The organism is Micromonospora citrea (genome assembly GCF_049629545.1).
Classification (GTDB): Bacteria; Actinomycetota; Actinomycetes; order Mycobacteriales; family Micromonosporaceae; genus Micromonospora; species Micromonospora citrea_A.
In genome coordinates this window covers 347079-360255 of the sequence record NZ_JBNADX010000002.1, presented here as the reverse complement: position 1 = coordinate 360255, position 13177 = coordinate 347079, and the positions used below count along the sequence as shown (strand labels likewise).

Annotated in this window: 15 protein-coding genes; 10 read left to right on the top strand and 5 right to left on the bottom strand. The window is 72.9% G+C overall.

Features of this window, described 5'->3' with window-relative positions; all coding sequences use genetic code 11:
* The first annotated feature begins 182 nt into the window (after positions 1-182).
* The 4 genes from ACPFP2_RS04230 (at position 183) to ACPFP2_RS04215 (ending at position 4819) form a co-directional block, all read left to right on the top strand.
* Positions 183-1496: an AAA domain-containing protein gene (locus ACPFP2_RS04230; protein WP_424086260.1), complete on the top strand. Its 1314-nt coding sequence runs from the start codon at positions 183-185 to the stop codon at positions 1494-1496.
* Positions 1497-1603: 107 nt separating this feature from the next.
* Positions 1604-3343, top strand: coding sequence for an HNH endonuclease (locus ACPFP2_RS04225; protein ID WP_424086258.1), 1740 nt, complete (start codon positions 1604-1606; stop codon positions 3341-3343).
* A 72-nt stretch (positions 3344-3415) separates the two neighbouring features.
* Positions 3416-4078: a hypothetical protein gene (locus ACPFP2_RS04220; RefSeq protein WP_424086257.1), complete on the top strand. Its 663-nt coding sequence runs from the start codon at positions 3416-3418 to the stop codon at positions 4076-4078.
* A gap of 234 nt (positions 4079-4312) precedes the next feature.
* A complete protein-coding gene (locus ACPFP2_RS04215) occupies positions 4313-4819 on the top strand; it encodes a hypothetical protein (protein WP_424086255.1) in 507 nt (168 codons plus the stop codon).
* Here ACPFP2_RS04215 and ACPFP2_RS04210 read toward each other — a convergent pair.
* Positions 4816-7317 (bottom strand): hypothetical protein, encoded by a 2502-nt coding sequence (locus ACPFP2_RS04210; RefSeq protein WP_424086253.1) that lies wholly within the window; start codon positions 7315-7317, stop codon positions 4816-4818. The two genes, ACPFP2_RS04215 and ACPFP2_RS04210, sit on opposite strands and share 4 nt — an antisense overlap.
* A 254-nt stretch (positions 7318-7571) precedes the next feature.
* Between ACPFP2_RS04210 and ACPFP2_RS04205 the strand changes: the two genes are divergently transcribed.
* From ACPFP2_RS04205 to ACPFP2_RS04180, 6 genes are all read left to right on the top strand, one after another.
* The gene (locus tag ACPFP2_RS04205; RefSeq protein ID WP_424086251.1) at positions 7572-8501 is read left to right on the top strand and encodes an S-4TM family putative pore-forming effector; all 930 of its coding nucleotides are present in this window, start codon (positions 7572-7574) and stop codon (positions 8499-8501) included.
* Between the two features lie 149 nt (positions 8502-8650).
* Entirely contained in the window at positions 8651-9007 is a 357-nt protein-coding gene (locus tag ACPFP2_RS04200; RefSeq protein ID WP_424086249.1) for a globin, read from the top strand.
* A 122-nt stretch (positions 9008-9129) separates the two neighbouring features.
* Complete coding sequence (locus tag ACPFP2_RS04195; protein ID WP_424086247.1) at positions 9130-9822, top strand: hypothetical protein; 693 nt, start codon at positions 9130-9132, stop codon at positions 9820-9822.
* Positions 9823-9835: 13 nt separating this feature from the next.
* On the top strand, positions 9836-10096 hold the full coding sequence (locus ACPFP2_RS04190) for a hypothetical protein (protein ID WP_424086245.1): 261 nt from the start codon (positions 9836-9838) through the stop codon (positions 10094-10096).
* Entirely contained in the window at positions 10093-10497 is a 405-nt protein-coding gene (locus ACPFP2_RS04185; protein ID WP_424086243.1) for a hypothetical protein, read from the top strand. Before ACPFP2_RS04190 ends, ACPFP2_RS04185 begins: the two co-directional genes overlap by 4 nt.
* A gap of 100 nt (positions 10498-10597) precedes the next feature.
* A complete protein-coding gene (locus ACPFP2_RS04180) occupies positions 10598-10972 on the top strand; it encodes a DivIVA domain-containing protein (protein ID WP_424086242.1) in 375 nt (124 codons plus the stop codon).
* On the opposite strand, the gene ACPFP2_RS04175 is transcribed toward ACPFP2_RS04180, so the two are convergent.
* From ACPFP2_RS04175 to ACPFP2_RS04160, 4 genes are all read right to left on the bottom strand, one after another.
* Positions 10951-11271: a GYD domain-containing protein gene (locus ACPFP2_RS04175; RefSeq protein ID WP_424086240.1), complete on the bottom strand. Its 321-nt coding sequence runs from the start codon at positions 11269-11271 to the stop codon at positions 10951-10953. The two genes, ACPFP2_RS04180 and ACPFP2_RS04175, sit on opposite strands and share 22 nt — an antisense overlap.
* A 23-nt stretch (positions 11272-11294) precedes the next feature.
* Positions 11295-11516: a hypothetical protein gene (locus ACPFP2_RS04170; protein WP_424086238.1), complete on the bottom strand. Its 222-nt coding sequence runs from the start codon at positions 11514-11516 to the stop codon at positions 11295-11297.
* A gap of 91 nt (positions 11517-11607) precedes the next feature.
* Positions 11608-12495 carry a fibronectin type III domain-containing protein gene (locus ACPFP2_RS04165; protein WP_424086236.1) on the bottom strand — a complete coding sequence of 296 codons (888 nt, stop codon included), beginning with the start codon at positions 12493-12495 and terminating at the stop codon, positions 11608-11610.
* A 33-nt stretch (positions 12496-12528) separates the two neighbouring features.
* The gene (locus ACPFP2_RS04160) at positions 12529-13113 is read right to left on the bottom strand and encodes a hypothetical protein (protein ID WP_424086234.1); all 585 of its coding nucleotides are present in this window, start codon (positions 13111-13113) and stop codon (positions 12529-12531) included.
* Between the last annotated feature and the right edge of the window lie 64 nt (positions 13114-13177).

The window sequence follows — 13177 nt, the reverse complement described above, 5'->3', positions numbered from 1 at the left end:
CCGGCACGGGTACAGGATGCGTCGCGGTGGCCGCACCGCACTGTCGTCATCCGGCGTGAGAGGTGTCGGACCGGCGATGCCACGATGGCGTGCATCCGCCACCGGGCCGGCGCGCTGTCGGGGCGGGCTCGTATGGTGGCGGGACCGCTGCCAGGGGTGGCAGCCGTGCCGGGAGGTGGTCGATGCGCGCCACGTTGGCGGTCCCGCCCGCCGTCGAGGCGGAGCAGGTCATCACCGCCGTCCTCGCCGATCTGCGCTCCGGCGCGCACCGCGGCGTGGTCGTCGACTCGCCGCCCGGGGCCGGCAAGTCCACCCTCGTCGTCCGCGCCGCTGTCGAACTGGCCGCCGCCGGCGAGCCGCTGATCATCGTGGCGCAGACCAACGAGCAGGTCGACGACCTGATCGACCGGCTCGCCCGCAAGGCCCCCGAGCTGCGCATCGGCCGGCTGTCCGCCGGTGACTACGAGCCGTCCGCACGGGTGAAGGGCCACGACAACGTCCGGGTCGCCGCCAAGGTCGCCGACCTCGGCGGCCCGGCGGTCGTCATCGGTACGGCCGCCAAGTGGGCCACGGTCGTCGAGGGCTGTTGGCCGTGGGCGATCGTCGACGAGGCGTACCAGATGCGCTCGGACGCCCTGCTGCGCGTGGCCGGCAGGTTCGAGCGGGCGCTGTTCGTCGGTGACCCGGGGCAGCTCGACCCGTTCTCCACCGTCGAGACCGTCCGCTGGACGGGCCTGACCTGGGATCCGATGCAGGCGGCGGTGGCGGTGCTGCTGCGGCACAACCCGCAGCTGCCGGTGCACCGGCTGCCGGTCTCGTGGCGGCTGCCCGCGTCGGCGGCCCCGGTGGTGGCGGAGGCGTTCTACCCGTTCACCGGCTTCCGCGCCGGCACCGGCCCCGCCGAGCGGGCGTTGGCGTTCACCGGGCCCGGGCCGGGCGACGCGCTCGACGCGGCGGTGGAGACGGCCGCGGCGACCGGCTGGGCGCTGCACGAGCTGCCGGCCCGGCACACCGTGCGTACCGACGCGGAGGCGGCCTCGGCCTGCGCGGCGCTGGCACTGCGGGTGCTGGCCCGGCGCGCGATCGCGGTCAGCGAGCACGCGCCGACCGGCACGCCGGTCACCGCCGATCGGATCGCCATCGGCGCCGCGCACCGCGACCAGGTCGCCGCCATCCGCGCCCACCTCGGCGAGGCCGGGGCGGGCGTCACCGTCGACACCGCCAACCGGCTCCAGGGCCGCGAGTACGACCTGACAATCGTGCTGCACCCGCTGTCGGGGCGGCGCGACGCGACCACGTTCCACCTGGAGTCGGGGCGGCTCTGCGTGCTGGCGTCGCGGCACCGGCACGCCTGCGTCGTGGTGGCGCGGGCGGGCATCGGTGAGCTGCTGGACGCGCACCCGTCGACGGAGACGGTGCACCTGGACGTGCCGGTGAAGTTCCCGGACGGGTGGGCCGCCAACCGCACCATGCTCACCCACCTGGGCGGGACGTAGGTCGCCCGTCGCGGCTCGACCTAGCATGACCGAAGGCATGTCCGTCGATTCGGCCTCGGGCGTTCGGGGGACGGTCGGGAGGCGTGCCCCGCCGGTAGCGTCCGGGGATGCCCGACGCCTCCCTCAATGACCTGCTCGCCGACTTCAGCCCCGCGCGGCCGTACACGACGGAAACGGTCGCCGCCGCGCCTGCCGCACCCGGCGTGCACGTGGTCCTCGACGGTGCCGAGATCATCTACGTGGGGTTCACCAATCGGCGGTTGCGTGACCGGATGCGGCAGCACCTGACCGGTAGCCGGGGCTCCTCCGTCCTGCACCAGCAGGTCGGTGGCGAGCTCGACCACGAGCTGGGCCGGCACGCCACGGCCGCCGAGATCGCAGCCTGGCTCAACCGTTGCGAGATCCGCTGGCGGGAGTCCGACGACCCGGAGCGGCTGAAGGAGACGTTGCTGTCGCGGGTGACACCACGGCTCAACCGGATGCTTCCCGGGCAGCGCCGGCCGTCCGGCCCCACCGTCGGTCGATTCGACCGGCTCGTGGCCGGGCCCTACTTCGACGCGGTCGTGGCGGCCAACCGTGCGTACCTCGATGCCGCCGTGCCGGACGCGGAGGCGACCGAGCGGGAGCACTGGGCGCTCTCCTGCCTGCCGAGCACCCGGACGAACCCGCCACGGCTCTCGGCGGTCTCCATGAAGACAATGGAAACCTTCGTCGTGCACGAGCCCTTCGACCCTGCCGTGGATCCGACGCCAGCGGGCTTCGTAGTCGTCCATGGGTCACTGCTCGGCCGGCACTGGTCCGCGCGGGCCTTCCGCAAGGAGTTCCCGAGGCTGGAACGGGAGCCGTCGGGTTACGCGGACGGCGGCGCGGACCAGGAGCGGGTCGCCGGCCCGGTCGACGCCCTGATCACCGCGCTCGCCGACGAGCGGTTCGCCGCAGCGGCCCGTGCCCTCGCCGCGTCCCTGCTGCCGGCCCGCACCATCCACAGCCGGGGCCACAACAGCCGCCTCGCCGACCAGGTGCTCGGTCGGACCGCCCGCACCAGCGACTGGATCTATCCGGTGAACGAGCGCAGCCCGTTGTGGGGTGAGGAACGCACCATCTGGGAGTACTTCGCCGCGCCGGAGGAGGTGGTCGACTGGCGTCTCGGATCCAGCTACCACCAGATCGCCGCGGGTGACCGGATCTGGGCGTACGCCACCGAGCCGGTCGGCCGCCTCGTCGCCGTCGGGGTCGCCTGGGATGACCCGTACCAGCAGGCCCATGGTGACACGCTCGGCTGGCGGGTGGCGATCCGGTGGGACGCAGACCTCACCCGATACCTCCTGTCCGACGAGAACGCCGTTGCGGGTGTGCCGGCGGGCTCGGTGCGCAGCGTGCGAGGGCTGCTGCCACAGGAGTCCGAGCTGTTGGCGGATGCGTTGAACCACCACCACGCACCGGAGCCGGAGTCGCTACCGGAAGGTCGGCGGCGTCGACTCGCCGAGGTCACCGCCCGACAGGGGCAGTCGGAGTTCCGCCGCAAGCTGATGGTGGCGTACGGCGGGCGGTGCGCGATCACCGGTTGCGACACCGAGGCCGCGCTCCAGGCAGCGCACATCTCCCCGTACGACGGGCCGGCCACCAACCGGATCACCAACGGGCTGCTGCTCCGCGCCGACCTGCACAACCTCTTCGACCGGGGTCTGATCTGGGTCGACGGGGAGCTGCGAGTGCACGTCAAGTCCCATGTGGTGCACTACGCCCCGTGGCACGGTGAACCGCTACGCCCCCCGGCCCGCGACGCCGATCGCCCCGACCCGGACGCTCTCGCGCTGCACCGCCGGAAGGTGGCAGGCATCGGCTGATGTCTTTTCCTCACGCCCCATGCGTGAGATCGTCATCTCTGGGTGACTGATCGAACGCAGGGGGTGAGCGGCGTGGGGGTTGCTGACGGCCCGTCGCGCTGGGCGATCGACAAGTTCGGCTTTGCCAACGCGGTCACGCTGCGGAAGCGGATACCGGCTGCTCTGCAGCGCACCGTGGAGCGGGCGATGGACGCCCGTGAGGCGTCGGAGCTGACCAGTGATCATGCGTTCGGGCCGGTCCGATGGAAAGTGCAGTACGAGGAGCTGTGCGCCCAGCTCCGGGGGCTCTCCGACGTCACCGAACTGCATCCGCCCGGCGCGCAGATCCGGATCACTCTGTGCGCGGGGCAGCTATTGCTGCCATGGCACTACTCCGAGAAGAGCGACGTCGAGGTGCAGCGGGTACGCCCCGATCGGCGGCTGAGCCGTCTCGCCCGCGACCTGCTGGCGCTCTACGGGCCGACGCCTCGCTACGAACAGCCGGCGTTACCGCTGCCGCAGCTCGACCCACCGGAAGTCCGGGACCGCGCCGAGTTGCGGGAGCTCGTCGAGCGGCTGACCGTTGCGCCGGGGGTGGTCCTGATCGCGTACGCCTGCAACTCCGACGCCGGACTGCTCAGGGTCTCCTGGGGTGAGGCGGCGTTGACCCATGAGGACCGACTGGAGTGGGAGCACGTCGAGGAACTTCCGTTACCGGGTGACCCGTCCGAGGGCAGGCGCGGCTTCGCGGCCTGACGTACGCGGCGCAGGTTTCTGTCGATGCCCCGGCGTGGAAGTTTCACGAGTCCCGGCCTCTTCTCCGGCTGATTCATTATCGGTATGTCGACACCTGATCGGTGCCCCGCCAGCCTGGTGATCAGGCAGGACGGCTTCCTATCCTGAGTCGGACGAAGAAATCCATCGATATCTTGTCGCTGTCCGGAGCTTTCCTCTTCCCGTTCTGCGCGCTCACCACAAGCGAGGTGCCGAATGGTCCTGTCCCGTCTCCTGCGCACGGCGCTCGCCGCGCTCTCCGGCGCGGTCCTGCTCGCGCCGGCCGTGCCCGGCCCGGCCCTGGCCGCGTCCGCCGAGCGGGTCACCGCCCGTCGGCAGGTGGCGGCGTACCTTGCCGCCCACCCCGGCGGGGTGGCGATCAACGACAACGAGATCAGCTACGGCGGGGGCGCGCTCGTGATCACGTTGCGCGCCCCCGACCGCAGCTACGCCGTGGCGGACTGCCCCTGGGGCTGGTACTGCTTCTACGACCGGACCGACTTCGGCTATCCCCGGGGCAAGCTCTCCTCGTGCGGGCGGCAGAACCTGGCGACCTGGCAGTGGCAGTTCCGCGTCGAGTCGGCCCATTACAACCTGAGCAGCGGGTCGGTGACCTTCTCCTACTACGACACCCCGCTGTTCAGCGTCGGCGCGGGCAACCGGATCCGGGCCGACGCCGCCCCGTACCGGAACTGGGCGAACTACGTCAACCGCCTCTGTTAGGGCCGGGTGTCGGCCGAGCCCGCGTCGCAGCGGGTGTGCGCCGTGCTGTCCGTCCGGGTGGTGGACAGCAGCAGGAAGTAGCTGAGCTGGTTGTTGCCCGGGCCGGTGGACTCGTGGCTGAGCAACTGCCCGGTCCTCGGGTGGAACGTCAGGACCTCCCGGCGTCCCTCGCCGTCGTCGGCGCTGACCGCGTGCCCGACGCGGTCGGCCCAGTCGGGATAACTGCCCTGGTAGGTGACGCCCGGCGTCTCGGCCAGCAGAACGAGCAGGGCGGCGCGCTGCCGTGGCGTGAGCGGGCGGTACCGGTAGATCCACGCGACGGTGCTGAGCACGCCGGCGGCGTTGCGCAGCTCCGGCGGCTTCCGGTCGAGCTGCGCGGTGACCTGCCGGCGCAGGTCGGCCAGGTCCGTCGCCGGATTCGGTGGCACGTCGGTCAGGTCACCCTCGTCGTACCGGGTGACGACCGGCTCGGCGCGCCGGCCGTCCTCGACCGCGGTCACCGCCCGACGGCCGGAGCGCCGGGTGGTCCACCAGAGCAGCTCCTCTCGGTACCGGTCCGGGTCCTCGGAGCCGTACGCCAGGTCCTTCGGCGACCACACCCGCAGGCAGGTGAACGCGTACCTGCCCTGCGCCACGGGCTCCGGCAGGGCTGCGACGGCCGCGGCGAGCTGATGCAGCTTGCCCGGCGGGGCCGCCACGTCGAGGACCGGTGTCGTGGTCGACGCCCCGTGCCCGTGCCCCTCGCCCTCGTCGCGTACGGGAGTCCTGGCCACCGACCCGGACCGTCCCGGCTCGACGGTGACGCCCGGCAGCAGCAGTGGAAGCAGGCTGGTGCCGAGGATCGCGACGAACCGGGTCAGCGGCACCCTCCGGCGTACGCCGACGCGCAGCGAGCGGACGTTCAGCCGCCTGCGGGGACGGGGGGCCGGGCCGCCGGGTGTGGGGTTGCGCGGCCGGAGCTCCGGCGTCCCGACCGGTAGGGCGGTCGCCGGGCGCGGCGAGGTCCGGTCGCCGGCGATCGGAGCGGCGTTGCGGGCCCGGGCGTGGGGGGCCGCCGGACCTGCCGGCGAGATGGCGGAGCCGGCCCGGTGCCGTCCCGGTCGCGCCCCGGCAGTGGCCTGCCCGCCGCCCGGGCCGGCGGCTGTCTGCCCGGAGACCGGCTCGGTGCCCTGCGGCCGCACCGGATCGCTCCGGACGGGCGGGTGCGGGGTGTCCGGGGTGGACTCGCGTCGGGTCGTCGGAGGGGACCCGTCGGACGGGGGGACCGGCACCGCCTCCGGTGGTGGGGGGACCGTCGCGGGGTGGTGCGCCCGGCGATGGGCCTCGGCGGCGTGGGTGGCCAGCCGGAAGCACCAGGTGCGGCCGGCATCCGTGACGCTGTCGAACGTCATGCAGGTGAGCGCCTGGCTGACCAGGGAGAGGCGGTACTGCTGGCGCCACTCCGGCTTCCAGTTGTCCCGCCCGGCGTAGGCCATCCCCGCCTCGTGGACGATCCCGACCAGGGTGGCGAGGACGGACGGCAGCCGGGGTGACGGCTTGTCGTCCGGACTGACGAGGTGGTCGAGCAGGCTCTCGGCCTGGTCGGGCGGTAGCCCGGGGTGGGTCACGCCGTCCTCGTCGGGTGGCGGTGCGACCCAGCGCAGCACCGTGGTCAGCAGCAGGCAGACCAGGTCCCGGGTCAGCGGTGCGTCCTGCTGGTAGTTGTCGAGGTCGACCAGCCAGAACCGGTGCGGGTCGACCGGGCCGCCGGGGGCCGGGATCAGGGCGTTGCCCCCGTGCAGGTCGCCGTGGGAGAAGCCGCACAGGTGGTCGAGGGTGAACCCGGCGAAGAGGCAGTCGTCGTCGGCCAGGCGCAGCGGGTTCGGCAGCACCCGGCCGTCGAGGCGTACCCAGTCCGCGCCGGGCGTGACCAGCCCCAGCTCCGTAGCCGCCGCCCGGGCCTCCGGCAGCGCCCGCATCACCGCCAGCTCCCGGCCGACGTACGCGGGGAGGCCGGCGCGTCGGATGGACGGCCCACCGCCGGGGTGCTGCTTGACGTCGCCGTTCCAGTCCGTGAGCAGGCCGGTGACCACCGCCCGGACGGCGCTGACCAGGTTTTCGTCGTCGGTCAGCTCGGTCAGGGTCGAGACCGGGTCGCCGCCGTTCGCGACACTCTGGAACATCAGGTGCCGACCGTCGCCCACCGGATACCAGCCGTAGGGCTGCCGGACCAGGTGGCGGGCGGCGAAGTCGGGGGCGGACGACCAGGCCCGCTCCTGCTGGCCGGGCTCCGGTGCGTCCCGGCCGGCGGGCAGCACCTTGACGAACAGCTTCTCGCTGCGTCCGGCTCGCGTGAAGGCGATGGTGAACAGGACCGCGCCGCTGTAGCCCTGGGTACGCCGCGGCTGGGCGAGCCGGCAGACCGTGCCGTCGTACCCGGCGGCCCACCGGCACAGGGCGGCTGTCACCTCATCGTCCTGGATGTACTCCGCCAGGCCGGCGTGAAGACCGTGGTTCATCGTCGTCGTTGAACCTTCTGCAAGAGGGGTGGAGCAGGCAGGGGCGACCCGGGGGTACGTCGCCGGGGGAGGAGTGCGCGGGTACGCGCGGAAGGAAGCTACCTCAACTCGGCCGTTAATCGGTACTAGTTCGCGTGTCAGCCAAAAGCCCTACTTACCGGTAACCATCCATTCACGATCGGGATTGTCTCGGCCACCAAAAGTGACATCTAGCAGGGTGGATATAGAATCGGTCACCGAACCGGGAGGCTGATGTGACGCAGCGTGCTGATTCCCTGCTCAGGCACCAGTGCGATCCCGAGATGATGGCGTTGCTCCGGGCCATGTCGGTCTGCCACGCGCGTGCCCAACGGCTGGACGGCCTGCGCATGTACCTTTCGATCGCGGTCTGCGTGGCCGGCGCGGTGGTGGCGTTCACCGGAGTGTCGGCCACCGCGGTGACCGCCGTGGGCGCGCTGTGGGCCGTCGCCAACGCGGTGGGGCTCGCCTCGTGGTCGAACGGGCAGATCCGGCGGGCCGCCACCCTCCAGGAGATGTTCGACGTCGATCTCTTCGGTCTGCCGTGGAACACCGTGGCCGCCGGTGAGCGGATCGGCCCTCACGAGGTGAGCCGACTCGACCGTCGCTACCGGGGCGGCGAGGTCTACCTGCGCGACTACTACGAGATCCCCGACCTGCCCGCCCCGTACGACGTGCTGGCCTGCCAGCAGCAGAATCTCGGCTGGGGCGCGCGGCTGCGCCGCCGGTACGCCTACACCGTGCTCGGTGGGGTGGCGGCCTGGGTCTCGGTCGGTGTGGTCTTCGGCGTGGTCGCCGAGCTGACCGTCGCGCAACTGCTGTTGCAGTGGTTCGTCCCGTCACTGGGTGCGCTGCTGCTCGGCCTGGAGATCTACCGGGGGCAGCGGGACGTCGCGGTCGACCGGGACCGCGCCATGAGCATCCTGCAGGACCGGATCACCTCGGCCGTGCGCCGCCCGCACGACCCGGCCGCCGAGGCGGAGCTGCTGACCCTGGCCCGGCAGGTGCAGGACCTGATCCTGCACAGCCGCCGGGGGCAGGCGCGGGTGCCCGACTGGTTCTTCCGCCGGTTCCACGCCGCCGACCGCGTCGACTTCCAGTCCACCATGGCCAGCCTCGCCGAGCTGCTGAACCGGCCCGCGCCCGCGACCCGACTCGACGGCTGAGCGGGCTCGGACCGACGCGGGCGGGTAGCGATGTGCGTCGGGCGGTCGGCGAGCATCCAGCGGGCCGGGACGCGCGACCTGCGGCGAGGGTGAGCGTCCGCGTACCTGTGGTGTGCGGCTGAACTGGTGACCGTCGATGACCCGTATCCATGGGTGTGCGGACGACGGAGTTGGTCACCTGCCCCCGGAACACGTTCGACTGGCTCGGCCCGGCCGGCGTACGCGATGTGGTGATCCGCTGGTTGCGGCTGGTCGCGGCGGACGCCGAACTCGCGCCGTACCTGATCGGGATCGACCGCCCACGGCTCGCCACCCACCTCGCGGCCCAGCTCACCACGGCGCTGGGCGGCCCGGGCGGCGGCCGGGCGGTCGGCGGCGCCTGGCGGCGACTGGGACTGACCGAGGAGCAGCGCTGGCGGGTGCGGGACTACCTGGCGGCGGTGCTCTGGGCGCTCGACGTGCCGGTCGACACGATCGTCCGGGCGCAGCGGGAGGTGGGCGCGTGAGCGGCCGTGCCCCGTAGGCACAGGAATGCCTGTTCACGCCGCCGTCGATCACCGGGTTTGCTGTCGGTGTCCCGATAGCGGAGCCATTCAGGTGATCTATATCGGTCTATAGAGTCCGGCGCATGGACCACAACGGACACCCGCTCTCCCGTCGCCGGCTGCTCGCCGGCGCGGCGGCGGCCTCGGCGGTCACCGTCGCCGGCGTGGCCGCCGGACCGACTGCCGCCACGGCGGCCCCGACCCGCACCACCACCCCGCTGGTCGCCCGCGACGGGATCGCCACCGCCCAGCTGCGCACGGCGGACGGCGTGGTGGCCCGCTTCCAGACCGACTTCCACGAACGCCTCGGCGCCTGGCTGGCCTTCTGGTCGGCCAACTCGCCCCGTTCGTGGAGCGTGCCGGTCGAGGTGGTCGCCTCGGTCGGCGCGGACGGCGACACCCTCACCCTGCACACCGTCCGCCACCGGTACCGCGAGGAGCTGCGCGACGGCTTCGCCGCCGGCCGGGTCGACGCCGCCTGGTGGGGCACCCTCGCCAGCCTGCACCACCACTTCCCGACGGTCCGCGCGCTGCCCGACGGCAGCCTGCGGGTGGTGGACGGGGCCGCCGGCTGGACGGGCTCGTCCGCCCAGGTCGCCTTCGCCGGTGCGGCGCTGCGCGAGCTGTGGGGGGAGCGGTCGACCGGCTGGCAGGAGCACGCCAACCGGGTGCTCCGCCGGGCCGGGCACCGTGCCGACGTCGCCTCCCGGGCCGGCTGGGCCGCGTTCACCAGGGTCAGCCTGCGCCGCGGGCTGGGCACCGAATCGTACGAGTGATCGGAGACACGACATGGCCCGCAACGAATTCCGCTTCGTCGTCGACGGCGTCGAGCTCACCCCGGATCAGCAGAGCCACATCGCCGGAGAGATCCAGAAGGCCGGGCTGGCCGCCCTGTCCAGCGCCGGGGCGAAGCTGGCCACCCCGCTCGCCCTCGGCCACGCCAACCTCAAGCTCCGCCCCGAGTGGTACGGGATCTGGGTCATCGACGGCCCGTTCGCCGAGGAACTCGGCCAGAAGATCAACGACATCGGATTCTGGATGCCCCGGTGACCGAACCGGCCCGCCGGCCGGACCCGCCGGAGCGGATGTGTCCGAGCACCACCGCGGCCAACGCCACGGTCTTCCTCGGCATGATCACTCCGGCGGGCCGGGTCGCCTACGTCACCCCGCAGGTTCCCGCCGAGGTCGCGCTCGCCGTGCCTGTCGACGCGGACACCCCGGTCGAGGCCCGGTACCGGCTCGCCGGCCCCTGCGTCACCTCGTCCTGCGGCTTCTGGACCGGTGACCACTGTGGGCTCGGGGCCCGCGTCGTGGCCTCCTATCGGGAGGTGGTCGGCCCGGCTGCGCCGGAGCTGCCCAAGTGCGCGATCCGACGCACCTGCCGCTGGTACGCCGAGCAGGGGCCGGCGGCCTGCCCCGCCTGCTCTCACGTGGTCACCGACGCCCGCTGAGTAGTGAACCCGTCACCGTGATCATCCGTATCCCCGGCCGTGGGGATCACGGGGCGCACGAGGGTGGACGGGTTCGCGGGCCGACGGGTGGGGCGCTGACGTGGGGACGTACCGCAGCCGCAACGTCCTCACCGAGCAGCTGACCCCCGAGCAGATCGCCGCCGTGCGGCTGCCGCCGGCCGCGTGGTACGAGCGCGGCTACCGCCGCGAGGAGGTCGACGCGCTGCTGCACCGGCTCGCGTACGAGCTGCGCGCCCGTGGGCGTGAGCTGGAGGAGGCGCGGGCCGAGAACCAGCGGATCAAGCGGGCGCTGCGGACCTGGCAGTCGGAGCGGGCCAGCGGCGCGAAGTCGAGGCGGGCGACGACCGGGCGGCGGGTGCGCCGCACCCAGCCGAGGAAGGCGCCCGCCGAGGCGGCCGACGCTGACCCGGCCGCCCGGGCCGCCGCCGGAGGTCACGCCCCGGGCGGCGAGTAGGCGGCCATCCGGCGGGTCGCCTCGTCGACCTCCTCCGGGGTCAGCACCGGCGTGACCTGCACGCGCAGGCCGCCCGCCGCGCCGATGGCGATCGCCAGCGAAGCGGCCGTCGGATGGTCCGGCAGCTCACACACCACGTAGGTGTCGTCCTCGCCGAAGGCGAAGTACATCGACTCCAGTCGACCGCCGGCGTCCTCGACCATCTTCCGGACGACCTCGGCGCGTCGGCTGCCGCCGTCGCCGGCCAGGCCCTTGAGCCCATCGGCGGTGTAGGTCGACCTCAGCAGGAACCTGGACATGCGGCATCCCTCCCTGGTACCCGTCAGGCCCCGCCCTGCCGGTTCACCCGGTCACCGTGTGCCAGCGTGGACCGGCCGTGGTCGCGCTCGCTGCCCGACGTGCCGGTCGCCGCGCGCAGGTGCCGGCGCTTCGGTGAACGCTCGACCTCGGAGCCCTGCCGGCCGCGTGCGCCGCTGCCCGGGCTCCGGCCGGCGCGGGCCGACTCGCCGCCGGGGTCGTGCTTGTTCTCCTTGTGGCTACCCATGGCCCGCGCGTACCCGGTGCGGACGTGGCTAGTCATCGGTGGCCGGTCAGATGCCGGTGACCGGCGCGGACGGCGATGTCGGCTGCCCCGCTCAGGCGTACGTGTCGCCGAACTCGCGGACCCCGTCGACGTCGAGGGTGATCCGGTCGTTGCGCGTCCACGCCCCGACGGCCGCCTCCCAGCTCGGGTCGTCGCGCTCGTCGAAGGCGGTCCAGTTGTGCCGGTGCAGGCGGAGCTGGATCGGACCGGTCGACCCGCCGGGGACGAGGACGCCGTCGGTGAAGGTGACCTCCACCCAGCCGGGGACCGGTGTCCCGGGCGGCGGGAAGACCGTCGGTGTCGGGCTCGGCATGGGCGGGCCCGGCGGCGGCGCGGGCGGCGGGAAGTACTGGAGGGTGCGCCGGATCGTCGCGCAATCCAGCTGCGCCCAGTCGCACTCGGGCACCAGCGAGGTGTTCCCGTCACCGAAGCGCACGTGGTAGCGGATCCGCACGGTGCTGAGGTCCAGCGGGCCGTCCCCGGTGTTGGTCACCCGCAGCACGAACTGCGCCTGGTTGTCCGTCGGCGACCAGTCCAGGTTGAGGTAGTCGACGACCGCCCGCCCGTTCACGGTCCGCACGACGGTGACCGGTGAGGTGTCGGAGTACCCGCCGATCGCGTACGCCTGCACGGCGATCCGGTACTCGGTGCCGGGGGCCAGGTTGGTCAGCGTGATGGTGGTGTCCTGTGTGCTGCCGAGCCCCCGGTACACGTTCGCGCCCAGGGGTGAGCGCACGTCGTAGGTGATCGGGCCGCCCGGCTCGCCCTTCCACAGCGCGGGTGACCAGGCCAGGGTGAGCCGGTGCGGCTCGTTGGCGACCACCACCGGGGCGCTCGGGGTGGTCAGCGCCGGGGTGTCGTCGGCGCGGGCGACGCCGACCGCCAGGCCGCTCAGTAGCACGGCGAGGGCGGCGACGAGGGTGACGCGGCGGGCACGCATGGTGAGGATGCTACGGATAGGCATGCATCCTTATCAATCGTTTGGTCGGCCGCCCCGCGCGTGCTTGCGCTTCGACCGGGGCATCGACACCGGGCCGACGGACCGTGGGCGCGGTCGTGATCCACCGTACGGCCGGGCCGTCAGGCGGTCCTTCAGCCGACCGCCCCCGACGACGAGCAGCCCGACCAGCGGCACCGCCAGCAGCACGAAGCCGACGGCCCCCAGCACGGCCTGAATCCGGCCACGATGGCCGCTGAGCTGGCCGTAGTCGGTGACGAAATTCCCCGGGTCGGTGCGGCTCACCCAGATCGGCACGGTGCTGCGCCAGGCCGGGCACACCTCCATGCAGGCGACCTCCTGCTCGTGGGTGACACCGTCGAGCTCGTACCGGACGTACGCGGTCGTCCGGCTGCGCCTGGTCTGCACGTCGTACACGTACGCCTGCGCCGGTCGGCCCCGCTCGCGCAACTCGACGGCCCACCGGTCCTGCTCGCGCGACGTCTGGAACGGCAGCCAGAGCAGCACCGCGCCGAGAAGCAGCACCGTGGGCAGGACGACGGCGGGCCGGGCCAGCCGCGCGAGCCGCCCCCGGGCGGCTGACTCTTCGGTCCGCGTCACGGTCGGCACGCTAACGGTGCAGGTCAAGTGACACGGACGGAGACTGTCGGTGGTGGCTGCTTCA

Coding starts and splice junctions, on each gene's coding strand:
- ACPFP2_RS04225 (WP_424086258.1), top strand. CDS start 1,604: ATGCCCGACGCCTCCCTCAATGACCTGCTCGCCGACTTCAGCCCCGCG.
- ACPFP2_RS04170 (WP_424086238.1), bottom strand. CDS start 11,516: ATGGGTAGCCACAAGGAGAACAAGCACGACCCCGGCGGCGAGTCGGCC.
- ACPFP2_RS04200 (WP_424086249.1), top strand. CDS start 8,651: ATGGGTGTGCGGACGACGGAGTTGGTCACCTGCCCCCGGAACACGTTC.
- ACPFP2_RS04190 (WP_424086245.1), top strand. CDS start 9,836: ATGGCCCGCAACGAATTCCGCTTCGTCGTCGACGGCGTCGAGCTCACC.
- ACPFP2_RS04230 (WP_424086260.1), top strand. CDS start 183: ATGCGCGCCACGTTGGCGGTCCCGCCCGCCGTCGAGGCGGAGCAGGTC.
- ACPFP2_RS04175 (WP_424086240.1), bottom strand. CDS start 11,271: ATGTCCAGGTTCCTGCTGAGGTCGACCTACACCGCCGATGGGCTCAAG.
- ACPFP2_RS04195 (WP_424086247.1), top strand. CDS start 9,130: ATGGACCACAACGGACACCCGCTCTCCCGTCGCCGGCTGCTCGCCGGC.
- ACPFP2_RS04215 (WP_424086255.1), top strand. CDS start 4,313: ATGGTCCTGTCCCGTCTCCTGCGCACGGCGCTCGCCGCGCTCTCCGGC.
- ACPFP2_RS04210 (WP_424086253.1), bottom strand. CDS start 7,317: ATGAACCACGGTCTTCACGCCGGCCTGGCGGAGTACATCCAGGACGAT.
- ACPFP2_RS04165 (WP_424086236.1), bottom strand. CDS start 12,495: ATGCGTGCCCGCCGCGTCACCCTCGTCGCCGCCCTCGCCGTGCTACTG.